The sequence below is a fragment of the Streptomyces griseiscabiei genome, from assembly GCF_020010925.1.
Taxonomy (GTDB): domain Bacteria; phylum Actinomycetota; class Actinomycetes; order Streptomycetales; family Streptomycetaceae; genus Streptomyces; species Streptomyces griseiscabiei.
The window spans coordinates 715,591-739,766 of sequence record NZ_JAGJBZ010000002.1 but is presented as its reverse complement, the minus strand read 5'-3'; the positions used below and the strand labels follow the sequence as shown (position 1 = coordinate 739,766).

General features: G+C 71.5%; 18 protein-coding genes. 5 read left to right on the top strand and 13 right to left on the bottom strand.

The annotated features are described in order from the left end of the window. Positions 1-46 precede the first annotated feature (46 nt). Positions 47-1,246: a signal recognition particle-docking protein FtsY gene (gene ftsY / locus J8M51_RS20805; protein WP_086758979.1), complete on the bottom strand. Its 1,200-nt coding sequence runs from the start codon at positions 1,244-1,246 to the stop codon at positions 47-49. A gap of 136 nt (positions 1,247-1,382) precedes the next feature. Between ftsY and J8M51_RS20800 the strand changes: the two genes are divergently transcribed. Further along, entirely contained in the window at positions 1,383-2,354 is a 972-nt protein-coding gene (locus tag J8M51_RS20800; RefSeq protein WP_086758980.1) for an LLM class flavin-dependent oxidoreductase, read from the top strand. A gap of 32 nt (positions 2,355-2,386) precedes the next feature. On the opposite strand, the gene J8M51_RS20795 is transcribed toward J8M51_RS20800, so the two are convergent. From J8M51_RS20795 to J8M51_RS20780, 4 genes are all read right to left on the bottom strand, one after another. After that, complete coding sequence (locus J8M51_RS20795; protein ID WP_086758982.1) at positions 2,387-3,802, bottom strand: sugar porter family MFS transporter; 1,416 nt, start codon at positions 3,800-3,802, stop codon at positions 2,387-2,389. Positions 3,803-3,894: 92 nt separating this feature from the next. Further along, positions 3,895-7,515, bottom strand: coding sequence for a chromosome segregation protein SMC (gene smc, locus J8M51_RS20790; RefSeq protein WP_086758983.1), 3,621 nt, complete (start codon positions 7,513-7,515; stop codon positions 3,895-3,897). A gap of 265 nt (positions 7,516-7,780) precedes the next feature. Beyond that, positions 7,781-7,981: a hypothetical protein gene (locus J8M51_RS20785; RefSeq protein ID WP_005479841.1), complete on the bottom strand. Its 201-nt coding sequence runs from the start codon at positions 7,979-7,981 to the stop codon at positions 7,781-7,783. A gap of 401 nt (positions 7,982-8,382) precedes the next feature. Then, a complete protein-coding gene (locus J8M51_RS20780) occupies positions 8,383-8,664 on the bottom strand; it encodes an acylphosphatase (protein WP_086758985.1) in 282 nt (93 codons plus the stop codon). Between the two features lie 195 nt (positions 8,665-8,859). On the opposite strand from J8M51_RS20780, the gene J8M51_RS20775 reads away from it, so the two are divergent. Together J8M51_RS20775 and J8M51_RS20770 are read left to right on the top strand one after the other, a co-directional pair. After that, a complete protein-coding gene (locus tag J8M51_RS20775; protein WP_086758988.1) occupies positions 8,860-9,837 on the top strand; it encodes a CAP domain-containing protein in 978 nt (325 codons plus the stop codon). Between the two features lie 114 nt (positions 9,838-9,951). Beyond that, the gene (locus tag J8M51_RS20770) at positions 9,952-10,392 is read left to right on the top strand and encodes a winged helix-turn-helix transcriptional regulator (protein WP_236067455.1); all 441 of its coding nucleotides are present in this window, start codon (positions 9,952-9,954) and stop codon (positions 10,390-10,392) included. On the opposite strand, the gene mutM is transcribed toward J8M51_RS20770, so the two are convergent. The 8 genes from mutM to J8M51_RS20730 form a co-directional block, all read right to left on the bottom strand. Further along, positions 10,365-11,225 (bottom strand): bifunctional DNA-formamidopyrimidine glycosylase/DNA-(apurinic or apyrimidinic site) lyase, encoded by an 861-nt coding sequence (gene mutM, locus J8M51_RS20765; protein ID WP_216587804.1) that lies wholly within the window; start codon positions 11,223-11,225, stop codon positions 10,365-10,367. The genes J8M51_RS20770 and mutM overlap by 28 nt on opposite strands. Positions 11,226-11,490: 265 nt before the next feature. After that, positions 11,491-12,306 carry a ribonuclease III gene (rnc, locus tag J8M51_RS20760; RefSeq protein ID WP_086756035.1) on the bottom strand — a complete coding sequence of 272 codons (816 nt, stop codon included), beginning with the start codon at positions 12,304-12,306 and terminating at the stop codon, positions 11,491-11,493. Between the two features lie 19 nt (positions 12,307-12,325). Next, positions 12,326-12,499, bottom strand: a complete 174-nt coding sequence (gene rpmF, locus J8M51_RS20755; protein ID WP_007493396.1) for a 50S ribosomal protein L32 — start codon at positions 12,497-12,499, stop codon at positions 12,326-12,328. A gap of 2 nt (positions 12,500-12,501) precedes the next feature. Then, positions 12,502-13,146: a YceD family protein gene (locus tag J8M51_RS20750; protein WP_086756037.1), complete on the bottom strand. Its 645-nt coding sequence runs from the start codon at positions 13,144-13,146 to the stop codon at positions 12,502-12,504. A 126-nt stretch (positions 13,147-13,272) separates the two neighbouring features. Further along, a complete protein-coding gene (locus tag J8M51_RS20745) occupies positions 13,273-14,358 on the bottom strand; it encodes a cell division initiation protein (RefSeq protein WP_179203115.1) in 1,086 nt (361 codons plus the stop codon). Between the two features lie 122 nt (positions 14,359-14,480). Beyond that, the gene (gene coaD, locus J8M51_RS20740; protein WP_179203116.1) at positions 14,481-14,960 is read right to left on the bottom strand and encodes a pantetheine-phosphate adenylyltransferase; all 480 of its coding nucleotides are present in this window, start codon (positions 14,958-14,960) and stop codon (positions 14,481-14,483) included. Positions 14,961-14,986: 26 nt separating this feature from the next. Continuing rightward, a complete protein-coding gene (gene rsmD / locus J8M51_RS20735; RefSeq protein ID WP_086756043.1) occupies positions 14,987-15,574 on the bottom strand; it encodes a 16S rRNA (guanine(966)-N(2))-methyltransferase RsmD in 588 nt (195 codons plus the stop codon). A 173-nt stretch (positions 15,575-15,747) separates the two neighbouring features. Beyond that, positions 15,748-18,978 carry a helicase-related protein gene (locus J8M51_RS20730; RefSeq protein ID WP_216591182.1) on the bottom strand — a complete coding sequence of 1,077 codons (3,231 nt, stop codon included), beginning with the start codon at positions 18,976-18,978 and terminating at the stop codon, positions 15,748-15,750. A 196-nt stretch (positions 18,979-19,174) separates the two neighbouring features. Between J8M51_RS20730 and J8M51_RS20725 the strand changes: the two genes are divergently transcribed. Further along, positions 19,175-21,028, top strand: coding sequence for an HSP90 family protein (locus J8M51_RS20725; RefSeq protein ID WP_179203513.1), 1,854 nt, complete (start codon positions 19,175-19,177; stop codon positions 21,026-21,028). A 35-nt stretch (positions 21,029-21,063) separates the two neighbouring features. Further along, the gene (locus tag J8M51_RS20720) at positions 21,064-24,021 is read left to right on the top strand and encodes a hypothetical protein (RefSeq protein ID WP_086763929.1); all 2,958 of its coding nucleotides are present in this window, start codon (positions 21,064-21,066) and stop codon (positions 24,019-24,021) included. Positions 24,022-24,176 lie beyond the last annotated feature (155 nt).

The following is a 24,176-nucleotide window of genomic DNA, read 5'->3' as shown; positions in this document are numbered from 1 at the left end:
TGTATCGACCGTGGCGGCCCATACGGATGTCCGCAGGTGATGCCGGTCAGTCGCCGATCAGCGCGTCCACGAACGCCTCCGGCTCGAACGGCGCCAGATCGTCGGCGCCCTCTCCGAGACCGATGAGCTTCACGGGTACGCCCAGCTCGCGCTGGACGGCGATGACGATGCCGCCCTTCGCGGTGCCGTCGAGCTTGGTGAGCACGATGCCGGTGATGTCGACGACCTCGGCGAAGACCCGGGCCTGGACGAGACCGTTCTGCCCGGTGGTGGCGTCCAGGACGAGCAGGATCTCGTCCAGCGGCGCGTGCTTCTCCACGACCCGCTTGACCTTGCCCAGCTCGTCCATGAGACCGGTCTTGGTGTGCAGCCGCCCGGCGGTGTCGATCAGGACGACGTCGGCGCCCTCCTCGATGCCCTCCTTGACGGCGTCGAAGGCGATGGACGCCGGGTCGCCGCCCTCGGGACCGCGCACGGTACGGGCGCCGACCCGCTCGCCCCAGGTCTGCAGCTGGTCGGCGGCGGCGGCACGGAAGGTGTCGGCGGCGCCGAGGACGACGTTCTTGCCGTCGGCGACGAGGACCCGGGCGAGCTTGCCCGTGGTGGTGGTCTTGCCGGTGCCGTTGACGCCGACGACCATCACGATGCCCGGGGTGTCCAGCGGCGAGTCGGTGTTGACCGCGCGGTCGAACTCGGGGACGAGGATCGTCAGGAGTTCCTCGCGCAGCAGGGCGCGCAGCTCGGCCGGGGTGCGGGTGCCGAGGATCTTCACGCGCTCGCGCAGCCGCTCGACCAGTTCCTGGGTGGGCTGCACACCGACGTCGGCGGTGAGGAGGGTGTCCTCGACCTCCTCCCAGGTGTCGTCGTCGAGGTGCTCGCGCGAGAGCAGCGTGAGCAGCCCCTTGCCGAGCGCGTTCTGTGAGCGCGAGAGACGGGCCCGCAGCCGTACCAGACGGCCGGCGGTCGGCTCGGGGATCTCGATCTCGGGGGCGGCGGGCGGTTCCTCGACGGCCACGGGCGCCGACGCCGAGCCGTCCGGAAGATCCACCTCCTCGATCGTGCGGCGCGGTTCGTCGCGCGGCGTCTCGGCCTCGTCGCCGACATGCGGCTCGGCCGGGGGTGCGGTGATGTCGGGTGTCGTGGGGGGCGCCGGGGGCAGCGGCTTCTTCCTGCGGCTGCCTACGACGAGCCCGCCCAGCACGCCGAGCACGACCACGGCGATGACTACAGCAAGGATGAGTTCCATAACCCGACCAGTATGCGGGACCGCCCGGCGCCGCGTTCGATCGCCGTACGGGGCGACACGGGCCTTCCGTACCCCTGGATACCTGATGACCCGTCAGCTACCGTCCCCCTCCACAGCCGCCCGAAGGGGGTCCCCCATGCCCGTCACGGTCGTCCGTTTCAATCTGGTCGAGCCCGGCGCCACGCCCGCCTCGCTCCGGGCCCGCTACCGGGCCGCCGTCGAGATGGCCGCGTACGCCGATGAGCAGGGCATCTCCACCGTGCAGACGGAGGAGCACCACGGGGTCGAGAACAACTGGCTGCCGTCGCCGTTCGTCTTCGCGGGGGCCGTGTTCGGCGCCACGCGGCGGATCGCGGTGACGGTGTCGGCGGCGATCGGGCCGCTGCACGATCCCCTGCGGCTGGCCGAGGACATCGCCGTACTGGACCTGGTGAGCGGTGGGCGGCTGGTGACCGTGGCCGGGATCGGGTACCGGCCGGAGGAGTACGCGCAGTTCGACGTGGACTGGAAGAGCCGGGGGAAGCTCCAGGACGAGGTGCTGGAGACGCTGCTGCGGGCGTGGACCGGTGAGCCGTTCGCCTACCGGGGGCGCACGGTCCGGGTCACCCCTCGTCCGGGCAGCGAGCCGCATCCGCTGCTGCTGGTCGGCGGTTCCTCGAAGGCGGCGGCCCGCCGGGCGGCGCGTCTGGGGCTGCCCTTCTTCCCGAGCGCGCATCTGCCGGAACTGGAGGCGTACTACAAGGAGCGGCTCGTCGAGTACGGCACCGACGGCTGGACGATGATGCCCGCCGCCGTGACGCCGTTGCTGCACGTGGCGGAGGATCCGGACCGGGCGTGGGCCGAGTACGGCGGGCATTTCCTGCACGAGGCGCGGACCTACGCCTCGTGGCAGTCGTCGGGCATCCGCTCGGCCGTGCGGTCCGGGGCGGCGACGGTGGCGGAGCTGCGGGCGGAGGGCGTGTACCGGATCGTGACGCCGGACGAGTGCGTGGCGCTGGGCCTGGACAACTACGTCCTGCATCCGCTGGCCGGCGGGGTGCCGGTCGAGGAGGGGTGGCGCGGGCTGCGGCTGTTCGCCGAGCGGGTGCTGCCGCGCCTCGACGCCTGAAGCCCCTCCCCGAGGGAGGGGCCGGCCCTGGGCTAGCCCATCTCCTCCAGCGACTTGCCCTTGGTCTCCTTGACGAATTTGAGGACGAAGGGGATGGAGAGCGCGGCGAAGACCGTGTAGATCAGGTACGTCACCGAGAGGTTCCAGTCGGCCAGGGACGGGAAGCTCGCGGTGATGGCCCAGTTGGCGATCCACTGCGCGGAGGCGGCCACGCCCAGGGCGGCGGCGCGGATCCGGTTGGGGAACATCTCGCCGAGCATGACCCAGACGACGACACCCCAGGAGAGGGCGAAGAAGAGGACGAAGGCATGGGCGGCGATCAGGGCGACCCAGCCCTGGGCGGCGGGCAGCTTGCCGTCCACGAGGTCGAAGGAGAAGGCCCAGGCCTCCAGGGCGAGTGCGAGGACCATGCCGACGGAGCCGATGAGGGCGAGCGGCTTGCGGCCGATCCGGTCGACGAAGATCATCGCGATGACGGTGCCGACGATGTTGATGATCGAGGTCGTGAAGGAGTAGAAGAACGACTCGGCCGGGTCGACGCCGACGGACTGCCACAGCGTCGCGGAGTAGTAGAAGGCGACGTTGATGCCGACGAACTGCTGGAAGACCGACAGGCCGATACCGATCCAGACGATCGGCCTGAAGAGGAAACTCCCGCCGAGCAGGTCCTTGAAGGTCGACTTGTGCTCGCGGTGCATGGCCGACTCGATCTCGGCGACCCGGGCGTCCAGGTCGGTGTCCCCGCCCTCGACCTCGGCGAGCACCTCACGGGCGCGCTCGCGCTTGCCGACGGAGATCAGGAAGCGCGGCGACTCGGGGATGGCGAAGGAGAGCAGGCCGTAGAGCACCGCGGGGACGACCATGACGCCGAGCATGACCTGCCAGGCCTCCAGGCCGAGCAGTTCACCGCGCTGGTCGCCGTCGGCGGCGTTGAGGATGCCCCAGTTGACCAGCTGGGAGAGGGCGATGCCGACGACGATCGCGGCCTGCTGGAAGGAGCCGAGCCGTCCCCGGTAGGCGGGCGGGGCGACCTCGGCGACGTAGGCGGGGCCGATGACCGACGCCATGCCGATGGCGAAGCCGCCGACGATCCGCCAGAAGGCGAGGTCCCAGAGCGCGAAGGGGAGCGCGGAGCCCACGGCGCTGACCGTGAAGAGGGCGGCGGCGATCTGCATGCACCGGATGCGGCCGATGCGGTCGGCGATCCGGCCGGCCGTGGCCGCGCCGACGGCACAGCCGATCAGGGCGATGGCGATGACCTGGGCCAGGGCCGTGGAGCCGATGTCGTAGCGGTGCCGGATCGCTTCCACGGCGCCGTTGATCACGGCGCTGTCGTAGCCGAAGAGGAAGCCGCCCATCGCGGCCGCCGCCGCGATGAAGATCACGTGCGAGAGGTGGTCGGGGTGGGCGCCGCGCGCTCCTGCCCCGGGCTGCGCTGTGCTGGTCACGTCTGTACTCCTCGGCGGGCACGTCGCCGATGTAGGGGGAACGGGCCTGGTGATCTGCTGGACCAGCCCCGCCTACCCCCGCTCGGAAACGCCTAACGCAACCGCTGGCTGATCACCTTCGAGACACCGTCGCCCTGCATGGACACGCCGTACAGCGCGTCGGCGACCTCCATGGTCCGCTTCTGGTGAGTGATCACGATCAGCTGCGAGGCCTCCTGCAGCTCCTGCATGATCCGGATCAGCCGCTGGAGGTTGGTGTCGTCGAGCGCCGCCTCGACCTCGTCCATCACATAGAACGGGCTGGGCCGCGCCTTGAAGATCGACACCAGCATGGCCACGGCGGTCAGCGACCGCTCCCCACCGGAGAGCAGCGACAGCCGCTTGACCTTCTTGCCCGGCGGCCGGGCCTCGACGTCGACGCCGGTGGTGAGCATGTTGTCCGGGTCAGTGAGGATCAGCCGTCCCTCGCCACCGGGGAACAGCCGGCTGAAGACGCCCTCGAACTCCCGTGCGGTGTCCCAGTAGGCCTCGGTGAAGACCTGCTCGACCCGCTCGTCGACCTCCTTCACCACCTGCAGCAGATCGGCGCGGGTCTTCTTCAGGTCCTCCAGCTGCTCGCTGAGGAACTTGTGCCGCTCCTCCAGCGCGGCGAACTCCTCCAGCGCCAGCGGATTGACCTTGCCGAGCTGCTGGTACGCCCGCTCGGCGGCCCTCAGCCGCTTCTCCTGCTCGGCCCGGTGGAACGTCTTCGGCTGGTTGCGGGGATGCTCCGGATCGTCCGGCAGTTCCTCCCCGTCCGCCGGGGGCGACGGCGGTACGAGCTGGTCGGGCCCGTACTCCGCGATCAGCCCCTCCGGCTCGACGCCCAGTTCCTCCAGCGCCTTGGTCTCCAGTTGCTCGATCCGCATCCGCTTCTCGGCACCGAGCACCTCGCCCCGGTGGACGGAGTCGGTCAGTTTGTCCAGCTCGGCCTTGAGATCGCGCCCCTCGCCACGGGCCTGCGCGAGTTCCCGCTCCCGGCGGGCCTTGGCGGTGTCCGCGGCGGTGCGCTCTGCCTCCGCGCGGGCGAGGGAGACCTCGACGTGCAGGAGCAGCTGCCGGGCGCCGGAGCCGACGGCCTCCGCGACGGCCGCCTCGTGCCGCAGCCGCGCCCTGCGCTGTTCGGCGCGCGCCCGCGCCTCGCGCTCGGCGCGCGCGGCCCGGTCGAGGGAGTCGGCACGCCCCGCGAGCCCCTTCACCCGCTCCTCGTGCGTCCGCACCTGGAGCCGCGCCTCCATCTCGGTCTGCCGCGCGTTGGCCCCGTCCGCCGCGAGCCGGTCCCGTACGAAGGTGTCCGGTTCCTCCTCGACGGGCATCTCCTCGGCCACCGCGAGCCGTTCGGCCAGCTCCTCGGCCTCCTCCACGGCCCGGTCGAGCGCGTCCTGCGCCCGGGCCGCGGCGGCCGTGGACCGCTCGGCCTCCCCGGCGGCGCCCCTGGCCTGTCCGGCGAGCCGTCCGAGCTGCTGGGCGACGGCGGACTTCTCCCGCTCGGCCGCCCGGCGCCGCTCCCCCAGCTCCTCGACGAGCCCGGCCCGTTCCCGGCGCAGTTCGACGGCGCTCTCCTGGGCCTCGGCCAACTCCTCGCACCGTACGGCCAGTTCCTCCAGCTCGGCCGCGGCCTCGTCGACGGAGGCCTGCACCTCCAGCAGGCTGGGCGCGCCGGCGGAGCCGCCGTGGGCGAAGTGGGCCCCGAGCAGGTCACCCTCGGCGGTGACGGCGGTGAGGTCGGGGCGGGCGTAGACGAGGGCCTCGGCGTCTTCGAGGGTGTCCACGACGACGATGCGGTGGAGGAGGCGGCGGACGGCGGGGGTGAGGTCGGAAGGGGTGCGGACCAGGTCTGCGGCGAAGTGTGCGGCAGGGGACGCCGGGAGGGGCCCTCTGTCGTCCGCGGATCCGTCGTGGCCGGTCGCGTGGTTCCCCGCGTCCCTCGGAGGTGCTGGAGTCGGCTCTTCGGGTGCCCCGGCGAGCAGCAGGGCAGCGCGGCCGGCGTCCTGCTTGCGCAGCAGGCGGATCGCCTCGGCGGCGGAGGCGGGGCTGGTCACCGCGATCGCGTCGGCCGCCGCGCCGAAGGCCGCCGCGAGGGCGACCTCGTGGCCCGGGGTGATGGTCAGCAGTTCGGCGGCCGGGCCGAGCACTCCGCCGAGCCGGTCCGTCGCGGTGAGCAGCGCGCCCGTGCCGTCCTTGCGGCGCAGGCCCAGGGCGAGGGCCTCGTGGCGGGCCTGGGTGGCGGCGCGGCGGCGTTCGGCGGTGGTGGTGGCCTCGCGGGCGGCGGTGAGCGTGGACTCGGCCTCGGCCAGGGCGCGCTTGGCGGTGTCGTGCAGCTCGGCGAGTTCGGAGTCGTCGGCGTCGAGGCCGTCGACCTCGGCCTTCAGCGCCTCGTACTCCTCCTGGGCGGCGACGGCCCGCTCCCGTGCCTCGTCGCGGGCGGCGGCGAGGCGGTCGATCTCGGCCTGGGCGGAGGCCGCGCGGGAGCGGGCGGCGTTGACCTGGCCGCCCAGCCGGGCGAGGCTCTCGCGGCGGTCGGCGATGGAGCGGGCGACGTCCTTCAGCCGGCGTTCCTCGACGGCCAGTTGGCGTTCCAGTTCGGCCCGGTGCTCGACCGTGTCCTCCAGCGCCCGCTCGGCGGCTTCGCAGGCCGCCTCCAGCTCGGCCTCCTGTTCACGGACACGGGCGGCCTCGCGCTCCATGTCCTCCGGGTCGCGGCCCCGCCGCTCCTCGGGGGGAGAGGAGGTGGCGCTCTTGACCCGGGCGTCGGCCAGCGAGATGGTGCCGCGCACCCGCTCGGCGAGCTGGGACAGTTCGTACCAGGTCTCCTGGGCCCGCTGGAGGCGCGGGGCCAGTCGGCGTACCTCGCCCTCCAGGTGTGCTTCGCGCTGGAGGGCCTTCTTCAGTTCGGTCTCGGCGGCTTCCTTGCGCTGCTTCAGCGCGGCCTCGTCGGCGACCTCGGTACGCAGCGCCGCCTGGAGCCGTACGAGGTCGTCGGCGAGCAGGCGCAGCCGGGCGTCGCGCAGGTCGGCCTGGATGACGGCGGCGCGGCGGGCGACGGCGGCCTGCCGGCCCAGCGGCTTGAGCTGGCGGCGGAGTTCGTCGGTGAGGTCCTGGACGCGGGCCAGGTTGGCCTGCATGGCGTCCAGTTTCCGCAGCGCCTTCTCCTTGCGCTTGCGGTGCTTGAGGACTCCGGCGGCTTCCTCGATGAAGGCGCGGCGGCCCATGGGGTCGGCGTGCAGGACGGAGTCGAGCTGGCCCTGGCCGACGATGACGTGCATCTCGCGGCCGATGCCGGAGTCGGAGAGCAGGTCCTGGATGTCGAGGAGACGGCAGGTGTCGCCGTTGATCTGGTACTCGCTGCCGCCGTTGCGGAACATGATCCGCGTGATCGTGACCTCGGCGTACTCGATGGGCAGGGCCCCGTCGGAGTTGTCGATGGTGAGGGACACCTCGGCGCGGCCGAGCGGCGGCCGCCCGGTGGTGCCGGCGAAGATGACGTCCTCCATCTTGCCGCCGCGCAGCGACTTCGCGCCCTGCTCCCCCATGACCCAGCTGAGGGCGTCCACGACATTGGACTTGCCCGAACCGTTCGGTCCGACGACACACGTGATGCCCGGCTCGAACCGGAGTGTGGTCGCCGAGGCGAACGATTTGAACCCGCGGAGGGTCAGGGCCTTGAGGTGCACGGCGCTGGACTCTACCTTCCGGCCTTGTCCCACTCCATGAACGCGCGGTTTCACATATGAACGTGCAGGGCACATCAAACGTTGAAGAGGGTAAGAGCGACGCGGAGATACGGGGGAGTCGGCGCGGGGGCGCGGGGGAAAGAAAGAAGGGACGCCTTGAGTGAAGGCGTCCCTTGCAGATCCGACAACTTAGCGGCTGACTAGCGGCTGATACGGGCAGCCCGACCACTGCTGTCTGTCGTGGTGCGATGTGTCGATGCAGTGATCAGGTGAGCGCAGGCTCCGCCTGGCGTGCGTCGAGCTCCATGAGCGAGTCGTGAGAAGCGGCAGCCGTCAGCGCGTCGTTCTCCGCCTGGATACGTCCGAGCTCGGATTCCAGGTCCTGGACACGCTGCTGGAGCCGTCGCATCTCGGCGAGGAGTCGCGGATCGGAGCCGCCGACGTAACCGAGAAGCGCCTTTGCCATGATGGATGGTCCTCCACACTGAGTGACCGACCGAAGCGGTGTGGGTCGTGAGGGAATCGCACCCGCATTGCTTGGCACTGTTGAGTTTTGCTGCCGTTCTCCATGCCAAACAGCTAAGGTGCGCGGGGTTGCTTTCAGCGTCTCACCAAAAAGTTTGACGGTCAACACGATCACGCCCCGCATTGACGGGCGCCCCGGTGCGGCGCGGCCCCGGACGGGCGGCGCTGCGGCGGTTCGGGGACCTCTCCTGGCCGGCGGAGCGGGGGGATCATCCTCTCTTCGGAGCCTGCCATGACAAGTCCGTCTTGGCAATCACCTGCACATTTCTGTTTTGTGCATGCTCCTGGCATATGCCTGTGGCGCCATTTTCACCCCCGCCGACCCCGGCCCTCCTCAGGCGGTCAGCGGATGGCGAAGCCGTCGTACCCCCCTCGCGGTGTGTCCCAGATCTCGGTGGCACCGTCCACGCGTCCGGGCGTGTCGTCACCCTGGAGCCACTCCAGGAGCCCTTGGCACGCCTCACGGGGGCCTTCGGCGACCACCTGCACCCGTCCGTCGGCCAAATTGAGAGCAAAACCACTCAGCCCCCCGATCTCCAGCGCTCTGGCCCGGGTGAACCAGCGGAAACCCACCCCTTGCACCCGTCCGCGCACCCATACGACCAGCCGTGCATCCTCGCTCATGGCTGCACGCTAACGGGCCAATGTCTCTCGGGTCTCTCCCTCCCCTGGCGCCATGCTGTACCGTCCCGACCCAATGAATCTCATATGAAACTCACTCCTTCGTGTGAGGTTCGTGAAGGCGACGATCACAACGTTGACAAGATCCTCAATCTCGACGTTGACCGCAGGACACGCAAGGACGAGGAAGGCCAGAACATGGGACGCCACCGACGCTCCGCCGCCGGCCGCGCCGCCAGGGGGGGCCGCGCCGCCGGGGTCACGGACACGGGCTTCGCCACCGAGGAGCCCCATTACGGCCCGGAGAACCTGTACGGGTTCGCCGCCTTCCTGGAGGCCGACGCCGCTCAGTCCGCGTCGCGCGGCGGTGGTTCGCGTCGCCGCAAGAAGCGGACCGTGACGCCGGTGAAGACTGGTCTCCTCGGTGTCTCCGCCGCCGTCGCCCTCGGCACCGTCGCGGTGGCCACCGGTGTGCTGCCGGGCGGCGACAAGTACGCGGTCAGCGGGGGCAGCAGCAACGAGACGGTGGTCCCGGCCGGCTCGCCGACGGGCGCGGCCACCCAGCAGGGCGGTACGGACGGCGCCGCGCAGGAACAGCGCGAGGACGAGTCCACCAGCCGCGACGCCGAGCGCGAGGCCTCCCCGTCGAACACCCCGTCCCCCTCGGAGAAGCCGGCCGAGAAGCCCTCCGACAAGGCGGGCAAGGGCTCCGGCTCGCAGAAGACCGAGAAGCCGTCCGAGAAGCCCACCGAGGACAAGGAGAAGGAGAAGACCACTCCCCCGGTCGAGGTCTCCGTGGAGACCCAGGCCGAGGCGGCGGTCCTCCTGCTGGTCAACGAGGAGCGGGCCAAGGCCGGCTGCAGCCCGGTGGCGGCGAACAGCGATCTGGCGAAGCTGGCCGAGACCTTCAGCGCGGACATGGCCCTGCGCGGCTTCTTCGACCACACCACCCCCGACGGCGACGACCCGTGGGACCGCGCGGCCGCCCTCGGCATCACCGGCCTCGGCGGCGAGAACATCGCCCGCGGCCAGGCCACCGCCGAGGCGGTCATGGAAGCGTGGATGAACAGCCCCGGCCACAAGGCGAACATCCTGAACTGCGACTTCAAGACCCTCGGCGTCGGCGTCCACCTGGGCGACGGCGGACCGTGGTGGACGCAGGACTTCGGCTACTAGCCCACACGCCGGAGCGGCCACCGCCCCTCCGGCACCGCCTCCCTGCCGGGCGAGTCGCTAACCGAGGGTTAGTGCCGTCTTCTGGTTAGCGCTGTGCGGGAGTATCCTCGGGGTATGGAATCAGCCGCGCAGACCGCCGTGACGCCGGTGCCGGCCGCCGCGGAGGCGGCCGGGGTGAACCTGGACGATCTGGCCTTCGACGTCTTCGCCAGGAACTGTCCGTCGCGGGGCACCCTGGAACACATCACGGGCCGCTGGGGTGGACTCACTCTGGGCGCGCTGCACGAGGGGTCGCTCCGCTTCAACGAACTGCGGCGCCGCGTGGACGGCGTCAGCGAGAAGATGCTCTCCCAGACCCTGCACGCCCTGGAGCGCGACGGCCTGGTCCACCGCGAGGCCCAGCCCACCAACCCGCCCCGCGTCGACTACACGCTCACCCCGCTCGGCCGCGAGGTCGCCGAGCGCCTGCTGTCCCTCATCACCTGTGTGGAGGACCGCATGGAGGACGTGCTCCGGGCCCGCGCGCGTTACGACGAGACGCGCGGCGCCCGCTGACAGGTCGGGCAGAAGTAGCTGGACCGGTTCATCCACGGCCGCCGCCGCATCGGCGTGGCACAGCGGCGGCAGGGCAGCCCCTCGCGGCCGTACGCGTCCAGCGACCGGTCGAAGTACCCCGACTCCCCGTTCACGTTGACGTAGAGGCTGTCGAAGCTCGTGCCGCCCACCGCGAGGGCCGCGTTCATCACGTCCCGTACGTGGCCCAGGAGTTCGGTGGTGCGCGGGCGCGTGAAACCGGCGGTGGGGCGCTCGTAGTGGATACGGGCGCGCCACAGCGCCTCGTCGGCGTAGATGTTGCCGACCCCGCTGATCAACGACTGGTCCAGCAGGGCCCGTTTGACGGTCGTACGCTTCCGGCGCAGCGCCTGGTGGAAGGCCTCGGCGTCGAACAGCGGGTCGAGGGGGTCGCGGGCGATGTGCGCGATGACATCCGGCAGACCGTCGGGGGTGGTGTCGTGCAACGACAGTCCACCGAAGGTGCGTTGGTCGACGAAGCGGAGTTCGGTGCGCAGGTCGTCCGCGAAGCGCACGCGGATCCTGAGGTGCTTCTCGTCCACCGCGTCGTGCGGCTGCACGAGCAGCTGGCCGCTCATGCCCAGGTGGGCGAGGACGGCGATGCCGGTGTCCTCCACGGGCAGCCACAGGTATTTGCCGCGTCGGCTGGGCTCGCCGATACGGCGGCCCTTGAGCCGGTGCGCGAAGTCCTCCGGGCCGGCCAGGTGCCGGCGGATCGCCCGGGGGTGCAGCACCGCCACGTCGGCGACGGTGCGGTGCGCCACCCAGCGCGCCAGGCCACGGCGGACGACCTCGACCTCGGGCAGTTCTGGCACGGGGTCCTCCGGAGGTTGAGCGGGGGGTGGGGGGTGTGCGGGTCGTGGGTGGGTGCGGGTTCGGTGGGGGCTGGTCGCGCAGTTCCCCGCGCCCCTGAAAGAGGCCTACGGCCCTTTCGGGACGAAAAGCACGGGGCGCAGCCCCTGCTTTTCAGGGGCGCGGGGAACTGCGCGAGAAGCCCCACGCACCCGCACCCGCACCCGGCAACACACGGAAACCGCCCCCGCATCCCCTCGCGGGGGCCCGGGGGCGGCTGCCTCGGTGTCAGGCCGGGGCGGTGTCCGAAGGTGTGTCCGTGGCGTCGTCGGCGGCAGCCGCGGCCTCGGCCGCCGCCTTCGCCCGCTCGTCCGCCGCGGAGCGGATCGCACGCCAGGCGGACTCGGCCGCCTGCTGCTCCGCTTCCTTCTTGCTGCGGCCGGTGCCGGTGCCGTACGAGACGCCTCCGACGCGGGCGGCAGCGGTGAAGGTCTTCTCGTGGTCGGGGCCGGTCTCCGTGACCAGGTACTCGGGCACGCCGAGCCCCTCGGTCGCGGTGAGCTCCTGGAGACTGGTCTTCCAGTCCAGGCCGGCTCCGAGGTTCGAGGACTTCTCGATCAGCGGGTCGAACAGCCGGTGCACCAGCTCCGCCGCCGAGTCCAGTCCCTGGTCGAGATAGACCGCACCGATCACCGCTTCGAGGGTGTCGGCGAGGATGGAAGCCTTGTCCCGGCCACCTGTGCCCTCTTCACCGCGGCCGAGCCGGATGAAGGAGCCGAGGTCGAGCCCGCGGCCCACCTCCGCCAGCGCACGAGAGTTGACCACCGCGGCCCGCAGCTTGGCCAGTTGGCCTTCGGGCAGGTCGGGGTGGGTGCGGTACAGCGTGTCCGTGACCACGAGGCCGAGCACGGAGTCCCCGAGGAACTCCAGGCGCTCGTTGGTCGGCAGACCGCCGTTCTCGTACGCGTACGAACGGTGGGTCAGCGCACGCACCAGAAGGGCGGACTCGAGCTGATAGCCGAGCCGCCCTTCCAGAAGCGTGTGGGACGAGGCTGTGTTCTCCGCCTTTTTCTTGGCGTGGGTCTCCGCCTTGGCGTCAGACATAGAGCCTCTCACCAGCCGCTCAGACCTCGAGGACCTGGCGCTTGTTGTAGGTGCCGCAAGACGGGCACGCGATGTGCTGCAGCTTGGGCTCGTGGCAGCGCTCGCACGCAACCAGGGTGGGGACCGCAGCCTTCCACTGCGACCGGCGGTGGCGCGTGTTGCTGCGCGACATCTTCCGCTTCGGAACAGCCACGGCTACTTCTCCTGCTTCTCGTCGACACCGGATTCGGCGCCGCTCATCTCGTCCTTCTCGCCGTCTTCGAGTGAACCGGCGAGTCCCTGCAGTGCCGCCCAACGGATGTCGACGGCGTCGTGGTGGTGGTCCGGGTCGTCCGCCAGCCGCGCTCCGCACTCGGAGCACAGGCCGGGGCAGTCGTCCTGGCACACCGGCTGCATCGGCAGTGCGAGCACCACCGCATCGCGCAGCACGGGTTCGAGGTCGAACAAGCCGTCCTCGATGAAGAGCATGTCCTCGTCTTCCTCGGCGTCGTCGGCCGGCTCCGCCTTGGGGCGGCCCCGGTCGTCGGCGTCAGGGTACGAGAACATCTCCTGGAAGTCCGCTCGGAGCTCCAGCTCCAGCGGCTCCAGACACCTTACGCACTCCCCCTTGGCCCGTGCACGGGCGGTGCCTGTGACAAGCACACCTTCCATGACCGACTCCAGACGGAGTCCGAGCTCCATCGGGGCGCCTTCCGGCACCCCGATCACTCCCTGGATCCCGAGATCCTTGGGGGCTTCGATCTCGCGGGTCAGGCGCTGCAGCGCGCCAGGACGCCGCCCCAGCTCGTGTGTGTCGAACACGAGAGGGTTGCGGTGGTCGAGGCGGGCGTTCAGGGCCATTCCTGCTTTCGATCTTGAAACTCGAGAACGCCGCCCTTCGATGATTCCCGGGCAGCGTTGATCGCGGATGTACACGCGACCGAAGAGCCAGGATACTGGACCTTTCGCTCTCGGCCCAATCCGCGGTCAGCGACCCTGCTCGTAGCGGCGCAACTGCTCCGCCGTGATCATGGTCGTGTCGAAGAGGCTGGTCTCGTCGAGCGTGTTCGCCTGCGGCTGCGCGTAGCCCTGGTGCCCCTGCTGTTCCTGGTGCGTCTGGTCCAGATGGCCCTGGTTCGGGTCGTACGCCGGCTGCTGCGGGTAGCCCGCCGCGTACGGGTCGGCCTGCTGGTAGCCGTAGGGGTCGGCGGCCTGCTGGGGCTGGGCGTACTGCTGCTGATAGCCGCCGTAGGGGTCCTGCTGCTGGTACGCCGTCGCCGCGTAGGAGTCCTGCTGCTGTCCGTACGACGGCTGCTCCGGCAGCGACGGGGACTGCTGGGCGGGGGTGTCCGAGAGGGCGGCCAGCTCGGCCAGGTAGTCGGCGTCGCTGGTGGGCCGCGGGGAGGTGCCGTCGTCGTTCAGGGCGAGGGCGCCGAGGTCGTCGGTGGCGATCCGGCCGTGCAGCTTCTGGCGGCCCCGGCCGACGGCCTCCAGGGTCTTGGCGAGGACCGCCTCGAAGGCGCCGAGCTTGGAGTCCACATAGGCGTCGGCGTCGCGGCGCAGGGTCTCGGGGTCGTGGCTGCGCTCGGGGGCGTCCTCGTCCTCGTAGCCCCGCTCGTCGAGCCCGGGGCCCGTACCGAGGAGCTTCTCGCGGCCCCGGCCGACCGAGCCGAGGGTCTTGGTGAGGACGACCTCGAAGTTGGCGAGCTTGGAGTCGACGTAGTCGTCGGCCTCGGCGCGGACGTCCTCGGCCTCCTGGCGGGCCTCGCCCAGGATGCGGTCGGCCTCGTTCTGGGAGCGGCGGGCGACCTCGGTGTCGGAGATCAGGGAGCCCCGCTCGGCGTGCGCGGTCTCGATGATCCGCTCGGCCTCCTGACGGGCCCGCTCGACCATGTGGTCGCGGTCCCCGATCAGTTCCCGGGCCTGGGCGAGGGAGTCGGGCAGGGCGGCGCGCAACTCGTCGAGCAGCGAGAGCAGATCGGCGCGGTTGACCACGCACGAGGCCGACATGGGCATGGCCCGGGCACCGGAGACCACCGAGACGATCTCGTCGAGCTTCTTCTGCACGTCCACCGTGTGGTCCACCGTGTGCTCGCCACTCTCTACAGCTGGGTTGGAGACGGTCGGGTCGACTGTACGGCCAGCGGGGGACGTTCGTCCGCCCAGTCCCTCGTCGGTTCCGCGCCGGTCCCGTGTCAGTCCCGCTTCAGGCGCTCGTTCAGTGCTTCGAGGACGAGCGGGGGCACCAGGTGGGAGACGTCGCCGCCCCAGGTCGCGACCTCCTTGACGAGGGACGACGACAGGAAGCTGTAGGTGGGGTTGGTGGGGACGAAGAGGGTCTCCACGCCCGACAGGCCGATGTTCATCTGGGCCATCTGGAGTTCGTAGTCGAAGTCGCTGACCGCGCGCAGGCCCTTGACGATGGCCGGGATGTCGCGCTGCTTGCAGAAGTCGACGAGCAGTCCGTGGAAGGCCTCCACACGTACGTTCGCGTACTCGGCGGTGACCTGGCGGATCAGCTCCATCCGCTCGTCGACCTCGAAGAGGCCCTTCTTGGACTTGTTGATCATCACCGCGACATAGACCTCGTCGTACAACTTGGAGGCGCGGCCAATGATGTCGAGATGTCCGTTGGTGATGGGGTCGAACGACCCGGGACAGACGGCGCGGCGCACTTGGGATCCCTCGCTCTCCGGTCCGGTCATCGTGCGTCTTCGCACGTAGAGGCGGCGCGACCGTACCAAAACGTTCCCTCGCCGTAGCGACGGGCCCTGATGGCTTCGAAACCGGTCGGCCAGGCGAATTCACCGCCTCTGGTGCTGCGCTCCACGGTGACGAGAGCTTCCTCGCCGAGCCAGCCCCCGGTGCGGAGTGTGAGCAGGATCTCCCGAAGATCGTCGTCCGTGACGGCGTACGGAGGGTCGAGGAAGACGAGGTCGTACGGCTCGGCCGGTGCCGGGCCCTGGATGATCTGCTCCGCTTTGCCCGACCTCACCTCGGCGCCGGGCAGGCCGAGCGATCTGACGTTGTCCCGGACCGTTCTCGCGGCGCGGGCGTCGGCCTCCACGAGCAGGGTGTGGGCCGCGCCCCGGGAGAGGGCCTCCAGGCCGACGGCGCCGGAGCCGGCGTAGAGGTCGAGGACCCGTTCGCCGTCCAGGGGGCCGCCGAGGAGGGACTGCCAGGTGGAGAAGAGGCCCTCGCGTGCGCGGTCGGAGGTGGGGCGGGTGCCGTTGCCCGGTGGGACGGCGAGGCGGCGTCCGCCGGCTGCGCCGGCGATCACGCGGGTCATCTTGGGTCCTTGTTCGAGGGCGTGGTCACAGGTCCAGTCTGGCAGTCGGAGGTGAGGGGTGTGTGAGGGCCGTGGGCGACCGCGGCGGCGTCGTGGTCGCCCGCGCGGTTCCCCGCGCCCCTGACGGGCGCGGGGCCCTCGGCCCTTGTTGCCCGTGCGGGCGCGGCTGCGCCTCAGCCCTTGTCCAAGTACTGTTCCCTCTCCTCGTCCAGCAGGGCGTCCAGAGCGGTCCGTAGGGCCGGAAGGTGCTCCAGGTCGGGGTCGGCGGCGACCACGGCCGCCGCTTCCTCCCTCGCCTCCGCGATGATCTCCTCGTCGTCGATGACGGTGAGCATGCGCAGGCTGGTGCGGGCGCCGGACTGGGCCTGGCCGAGGACGTCGCCCTCGCGGCGTTGTTCGAGGTCGATGCGGGAGAGTTCGAAGCCGTCGAGGGTGGCGGCCACCGCGTTCAGGCGCTGGCGGGCCGCGCTCGCCTCCGGCATCTCGCTGACCAGGAGGCAGAGGCCGGCGGCGGAGCCACGGCCCACCCGGCCGCGGAGCTGGTGGAGCTGGGAGACGCCGAAGCGGTCGGCGTCCATGATCACCATGGCGGTGGCGTTCGGGACGTTCACACCGACCTCGATGACCGTGGTGGCGACCAGGACATGGGTCTCGCCGGCGGCGAAGCGGCGCATGACCGCGTCCTTGTCGTCGGGGTGCATCCGGCCGTGCAGGACCTCGACCCGCAGGCCCTGGAGGGGGCCCTTGGCGAGCTGGTCGGCGACGTCGAGGACGGCGAGCGGCGGGCGCTTCTCGGCCTCGTCCTCGGGGGACTTCTTCCCGGCCTTCTTCGGGTCGTCCTCCTCGTCCCCGATGCGGGGGCAGACGACGTACGCCTGGTGGCCGTTCTCCACCTCCTCGCGGACGCGCTGCCAGGCACGGGCGAGGAAGTGCGGCTTGTCCGCGGCCGGGACGACATGGCTGGCGATGGGCGAGCGGCCGGCCGGGAGCTGGTCGAGGACCGAGGTCTCCAGGTCGCCGAAGACGGTCATGGCGACCGTGCGCGGGATGGGGGTGGCCGTCATGACGAGGAGGTGGGGCGGCTGTTTGCCCTTGCCGCGCAGGGCGTCGCGCTGCTCCACGCCGAAGCGGTGCTGTTCGTCCACGACGACCAGGCCCAGGTCGTGGAACTGGACCTTGTCCTCGATCAGCGCGTGGGTGCCGATGACGATGCCCGCCTCGCCGGTGACCAGGTCCAGCAGGGCCTGCCGGCGGCCCGCGGCGCCCATCGACCCGGTGAGCAGCACCACCTTGGTGGCGTGCTCGGAGCCGCCCAGCATGCCGCCCTCGGCCAGCTCGCCCATCATCTCGGTCACCGAGCGGTGGTGCTGCTGGGCGAGCACCTCGGTGGGCGCGAGCATGGCCGCCTGGCCTCCCGCGTCGACGACGGCGAGCATGGCGCGCAGGGCCACCATGGTGTTGTGGGTGACCGTGAAGTTGTCGGTGACATAGGCATGGCTCGGATGAGCGACGCTGATGCACTGGACCGGCTTGCGCCCCACATGCTCAACGGCCCGGATTCCTCGTCGAAACGTGTTGTGTTCCGGTCGAACCCGTACTCGGGCGGCCTTGCGGGTCAGCCGGAACGGCGCGTGCTCCTCAGGCAGGGAAACCGAGACGCTGAAGGCGGCTTGCTTCGGCAGAACCCGCGCACGGCCACCCAGCGACCGCACGAGCCAGGCGACGTCGTCCGCCAGCCTGCGCGAGACCGAACAGAGCGAGATGCTCATACCGTCGGCCCGGACGGTGCCATGTGTGTCCAGAATGCCTTGCAGCAAGGCCAGACGGTTCTTGACCGACGTGACCTTGAAGCCGTCCGGGACGAACTTCGCATGTGACGTGAGGCCCCACAGATTCAGGTCACGCAGTGTCTGGATCACGGGATTACGAACACCGCCGGCACGCCGCGTCAGCTGGATCGTGTGGTCGCGGCTTGAACCCTTCACCGGCACCAGTCGGCATTCGGGCGCCACCGCGACAGCCGCGGCCTCGACGATCTCCTCGTCGATGGTGGACAGACGCAGATTGTGACGGAACGAGCCGTCGCCCAGGAGAAGGCCGAGCAGATAGGGATCCATCGGCAGCGCCGAATCGCCCCCGAGGTCGACGGGGGTTGCGACCGGGATGTACCACTTCGAGGATCCGTTCGCTTCGAGGGTGTCGAGACGGATCTCCCGCGTGGTCATGACCTTGGGTTCCTGCCCTCGGTGCCACCCACAGCTCGTACCGACGATCCAGAGGTGCTCGTCGTCGCACTCGACGGAGCTGCCGTCGGACAGCACCAACCGCCAGACATCACGTTCTCCTTGCGGGAAAACGCCGTCGACCAGCGCGATCTCACCGTCGGGCACGACAACCTCGTCCCCCACACGCACATCGCCCATCCTGCGGAAACCGGCCGTCGTGAGCACCAGCGAGTCGAGAGGCTGAGCCTTGCCCGAGCCCACCTCCCCCTGCAGCAGCCGGTGCATCGGATGCTCGGTGGCGAGGTCGTCGAAGATCTCCTCGGAGACCTTGCGCTGGCCGTCGGTGAGGGTGAAGGGGAGGCGGGCGTCGAAGGCGGTGAGGAGGCCGTCGGGGGCGGGGCGGCGGGCGACGGCGGGCAGTTGGGCGTCGGCGTGGCGGCGGCGGGCCAGGGCGACCTGGAGGACGAAGGCCTCGTCCCACTTGAGGCGGTCGCGGGCGGACTCGATGTCGGCCTTGGTCTGCGGGCGGTGGATCTTCAGGAGGGCTTCGGGGAGCGCGGCCAGGCCCCGGCCCTCGCGCAGGGAGTCCGGGAGCGGGTCCACCGCCTCCTGGGCGCGCGGCAGGACCGTCTGGACCGCCTTGGCGAGCTTCCAGGACTCCAGCTTGGCGGTGGCCGGGTAGATCGGGATGAGGGCGCCGGCCCAGGTGTCGACGGTCTCCGCGGTCTCCGAGGCGTCGTCGCCGCGCAGCAGTTCGTAGGCCGGGTGGGCGAGTTGGAGGCGGCGGTTGAAGACGGAGACCTTGCCGGAGAAGAGGGCGCGGGTGCCGGGGAGGAGGTCCTTGTGGGGTTTGTGCACGCCGTTGCCGAAGAAGACGAGCTGGAGGCGGCCGCTGCCGTCGGTGATGGTGACTTCGAGGCGCTGGCCCTTGCCCCGGGGGGCCTTGGCCGAGGCGAAGCTGTGCAGACGGGCGTCGGCGACCTGGGCGACGACCGTGACGTGCTCGTCCATCGGCAGGTCGGCGAGGTGGGTGAGCTGGCCGCGCTCCTCGTATCTGCGGGGGTAGTGGTGCAGCAGGTCCCCGACCGTGTGCAGGCCGAGGTGCTCGGCCATCACCTTCGCGGTGGCGGCGCCGAGCGTGTTCTTGAGAGGTTCTTCGAGCGCGGGCACGAGATCCATTGCACACCACGGCACTGACATTGCCGTATACATACTCGAAATCCGCTGGTCAGGCGGGTCGTTCGCGCCTAGGATGGCGCACTCCCGGGCCCGGCGACCTCAGGGCCCGTACCGCCTTTCGTCCGCGGTCACCGTCCAGCGGGACCGCCCGACCCCGCCGCCGTCGCCAGAATCCCCTCCCCCCGGCGCTGCGACGATGGATTCAATGACCTCACAGTCATCCCAGGCACCCCAGACTCCTCAGGCACCTCAGTCGCCTCATACCTTCCAGGTCGATCTGCGTGGCCTGGTGGATCTTCTCTCGCACCATCTCTATTCCAGTCCGAAGGTCTATCTGCGCGAGCTGCTGCAGAACGCCGTGGACGCGATCACCGCGCGCAGAGCCGAGTGGCCGGACGCGCCCGCGCGGGTGCGGCTGTTCGCCGAGGGCGGCGCGCTGCGGGTGGAGGACTCGGGCATCGGGCTCACCGAGGCCGATGTGCACGATCTGCTCGCCACGATCGGCCGCAGTTCCAAGCGGGACGACGGCTCCCTCCAGGAGGTCCGCTCGGACTTCCTCGGGCAGTTCGGCATCGGGCTGCTGGCGTGCTTCGTGGTCGCCGAACGCATCCGGGTGGTCAGCCGCAGCGCCCGGACACCGGACGCGCCGCCGGTGGAGTGGACGGCGACCGACGACGGCTCGTACACCGTGCGGACGCTGCCCGACGCGGCCCGTCCCGAGCCGGGCACGACCGTGCACCTGGTGGCGCGGCCCGGGGCGGCCGAATGGCTCTCCCCCGCGCGCGTGCGGACACTGGCGCGGGACTTCGGGTCGCTGCTGCCGTACGACGTCCGGGTGGGCGACGAGCGGGTCACCGACCTCCCCGCGCCCTGGGACCGCGCGTACCCCTCCCCCGCGACCCGGCGGGTGGCCCTGGCCCGGCACTGTCACGACCTGTTCGGGTTCACCCCGCTGGACTCGATCGAGCTGGATGTGCCGCTGGCCGGGATCAGGGGTGTGGCGTACGTGCTGCCGGCCGCCGTCAGCCCGGCCCAGCGGGCGAGCCACCGGGTGCATCTGAAGGGCATGCTGCTCACCGAGCGGGCCGAACAGCTGCTGCCGGACTGGGCGTTCTTCGTGCGCTGTGTCCTCGACACGGACAGTCTGCGGCCCACGGCGTCCCGGGAGTCGCTGTACGAGGACGAGACGCTGGCGGCCGTACGGGAGGCGCTCGGCGAGCGGATCCGGGGCTGGCTCACCGGACTCGCCGCGGGTGACCCGGAGCGGCTGGCGGCCTTCCTGTCGGTGCACTACCTGGGTGTGAAGTCCCTGGCGCGGCACGACCGGGAGATGCTGCGCACGATGCTGCCGTGGCTGCCCTTCGAGACGACCGACGGACGGCTGTCCCTGGAGGAGTTCGCGCAGCGGCACCCGGTGGTGCACTTCACGCGCACGGTCGAGGAGTACCGGCAGGTCGCGCCGATCGCGTCCGCGCAGGGCGTCGGCGTGGTCAACGGCGGCTACACGTACGACAGCGAGCTGGTCGAGGCGCTGCCGTCGGTGCGCCCGGGGACGGTCGTCGCCGAGCTGGACGCGGACACGGTGACCGCGCATCTGGACGTGCTGGACCCCGACGAGGAGCTGGCGCTCACGGGCTTCCTGTCCGCAGCGCGGGCCAAGCTCGATCCGCTGGGCTGCGACGTGGTGCTGCGGGCCTTCCATCCGCTGTCGGTGCCCGCGCTGCACCTGGACGACCGGTCCTCGCGGCACGAGCAGGCCCGCGCGGAGGCCGAGGAGCGGGCCGACGACCTGTGGGCGGGCATCCTCGGCTCGCTGCGCGGCAGCGCCCCGCGCGCGCGGCTGGTGCTCAACCATCTCAACCCCCTGATCCGGCGGATCAGTTCCCTGTCCGACCGGGAGCTGATCGGCACGGCCACGGAGTCCCTGTACGGGCAGGCCCTGCTGATGGCGCAACGGCCGCTGCGGCCCGCAGACTCGGCGCTGCTGAACCGCGCCTTCATCGGCCTGCTGGAGTGGGCCACGCACACCGAGGGGGACGGCCGCACGTGACGGACGCCATGGATGCCATGGGCGCGACGGGCGCCATGGACTTCGACGAGCTGCGCCGGGCGATGGCGGAGAACTACGAGCAGCCGGAGGGCCCGACGCGCAACGCGCGCGCGGAGCGGCTGCTCGTGGAGGCCGAGAAGCTGAAGGTGCCGCTCGCCGTGATCGAGGCGCTCGGGCATCAGCTGAAGGTCTACAACTACAGCTCCGAGAAGGACAAGATGTTCGTCCCCTTCGCGCGGCTGCTGCGCATGTGGGACGAACGGCCCGAGGACTTCGACGAGTACGAGATCCACTCCCTGCACTGGGTGTTCAAGTGGATGTCGGCCGGCATGCTCAACCAGCCGCACGTCCCGCTCGCCTCCATCGAGAAGTGGCTCGGCGAGATGGAGCACCGCTACCGGCTGGCCGGGCACTCGGAACGGGCCGTGCGGAGCGCCGAGTTCAGCGTGGCCGCGCACATCGGCGACCTGGCGCGGGCCGAGCGGGCGTACGGGGCGTGGCTGGCCGCCGACCGGGACTCGATGGCCGACTGCCACGCGTGCGAGCTGCACGGGCAGGGCTGGTGGCGGACCCGGCGGCACGAGGACACGGCGGCGCTGGAGCTGTGGGCGCCGGTCCTGGAGGGCGAGTACACATGCGCCCACGAGCCGCACACCGTGCTGGCCTCCTCCCTGCTGCCGCTGCTGCGCCTGGGGCGCGAGGACGAGGCACGGGCCCACCATCTGCGGGGTTTCCGGCTGGTGCGGTCCATGGAGAGCATGCGGGGCGCCTACGCGGACCATGTGGAGTTCTGCGCCCTGACCGGCAACGAGGCGCGCGGCCTGGAGCTGCTGGCCGAGCGCCCGGCGTACTTCACCGGCTCCGGCGACCCGCGCAGCAAGCTGGACTTCCTGAGTGTGGTGGCCCTCCTCATGGACCGCCTCACGGCCCGCGGGTTCGCCGACCAGACGGTCCCCGGTCCGCCCGGCCGCACCTGGACCGCCCGCGAACTGGCCTTCCACGCGCGCGAGGAGGCACTTTCCCTGGCCGCGCTCTTCGACCGGCGCAACGGCACGGCGTACGTCGGCACGCAGGTCCGGGAGCGGATGGACCGGGCGCCACTGCTGGAGCGGCTGCCGCTGGGGGTGCGCTCGGCGGGGGCCGTCGCTCCGGTGCCGGCGCCCCGGCAGCCGGCCGCCGTCGAGAGCGTGGCGGCCTCGGCGATCCCCGCACCGGACGACCTGCCCGGTCTCCTGGCCGAGGCACGGCGGCTGTCCGAGACGCTGCATCCGGGGTCCGTGGAGGCCTGGGCGGCCGTCGCGCGGGCCGCCGAGTCCGAGGGCGCGGAGCTGGACGCCGGGGACCGCGCGGAGATCGTCGACCACGAGGCGATCGGGCTGGGGCCCGAGGGCCGCGCCCTCTTCTCGCGCGCGGCCGAGCTGTACGAGGAGGCCGGCGACCCCGGCGAGGCGCTGGCGGCACGCGCGCGTGGGGCGACCGTCCATGCCCTGGCAGGGGACACGGATGCCGCCCTGGAACTGATCGCCGAGCCGTACGAGGGGATTCGCGCGCTCTGGGCGGACGGCGGCACGGGGGCGCGGCAGACGGCCGCCGTACTGGTGGGGCGGGCCCGGATACTCGTGCAGCGGATGCACGAGGCCGAGGCCGACGACGGGGCCGACGACGCGGTGGCTCCCGCCGAGGCGGCCGTTCGGGAGCTGGCGGAGTTCGTCGAGCCGCGTCGCGCGGAGGACGTCCGGCTGGCCTCGCGGGCCGCGGAGGCGCGGGCGATGCTCGGGGAGCTGGCCGCGCGCGCCGGGGACGCGGAGGCCGCCGCCGAGCTGTTCGCGGAGGCCGCGCGGCGGTATGTGGCCGCCGGACTGCCGTGGTTCGCGGTGCAGTACGAGGCCCGGCTCGCCGGGGTCGCGCAGCACCTCGGGGACCTGGAGACCGCCGAGCGGGCGGCCCTGGCGGCGCTGGAGCACGGCGGGGCGGAGCTGGAGCCGGTGGGACGGGCGCAGCTGCGTCTGCAGCTGGCCGAGCTGCTCGGTGCCGGCGACCGGGCGGAGGAGGCCGCAGGACACGCCCTGGAGGCGGCGCACTGGGCCGACGAGGCGGGCGAGGGGCCGACCCTGGGCGCCTGGGCCCGGCATCTGCTCGGCGGGTTCCTGCTGCGGCTGGGGCGGTGGGCGGAGGCTGCCGAGGTACTGGAGTCGGCGCTGCCGGATCTCACCGCCGAGACACACGGGGACGGGGCCGTCGCCCAGACCCTGTGGTGGCTCGGTGACTGCCACACAGAGCTGGGTGAGCACCGGGAGGCCGCCGGACGGTGGCTGCGGGCCGCCGACATCGCCCGGCACTGGCCCGAGCAGCGCGATCACGCGATGCTCGCGCATCTCGCCGCGGAGGCGCTCGCGCGCGCGGGGCTGCCGGACGAGGCGGACCGCGCGTACGAGCGCGCCGTCGATCTCTGGGGTGAGCTGGGGAACGTCCACGGGTATGTGCGGGCGCTGCGGGCGCGGGCCTGGTACGTGGCGCGTGAGAGCCGTGAGGGTGCCGGGGCCGCGTCCCCGGACGACGCCCGGGAGCTGATGGGTGACGCGGTGCTGGGTTGCGAGGCGGCCCTGTCCGACGTGTCCGGTGAGGAGAACCGGCGCCGGATCCTCGCGGAACTCGCCGAGACCTGCCGCCAGTTCGGGGACCTGCTCGCCCGGTCCGTCGCCGAGGACGCGGAACTCGCCGTGTTCCGGCCGGTCTTCGAGGAGGCGCTGGGGTTGGTCGAGCGGGCGGTGTCGGTGTACGCGTCGCTGGGGGCGGACTTCCTGGACGCGCGTGGCTCCGCCGAACTGGCCGCGGGGTGGCTGGAGGTGGACCTTCGGCGGACGGCTGCCGCCGGGGAGCGGGCTCGGGGGGTGCTCGCCTCGGTGGCCGATCGCGACGACGAGTCGGCGGTCGCCCTGCGGGAGGAAGCAGGGCGGTTGTCGGAGGTGGCGGAGGCGCGGGGTTCGGGCTGAGCGGGGGGTGCCGCATGGCTTTCCTCGCCCCCGCCGCCCCTACCCGTCCCGTCCCCCAGGGGCTGCGCCCCTTCGACCCCCCTTCCGCGCTCCGCGCGGGGGTGGGTGGGTGAGTATGTGGCGGTTCGGTGGGGCTTCTCGCGCAGTTCCCCGCG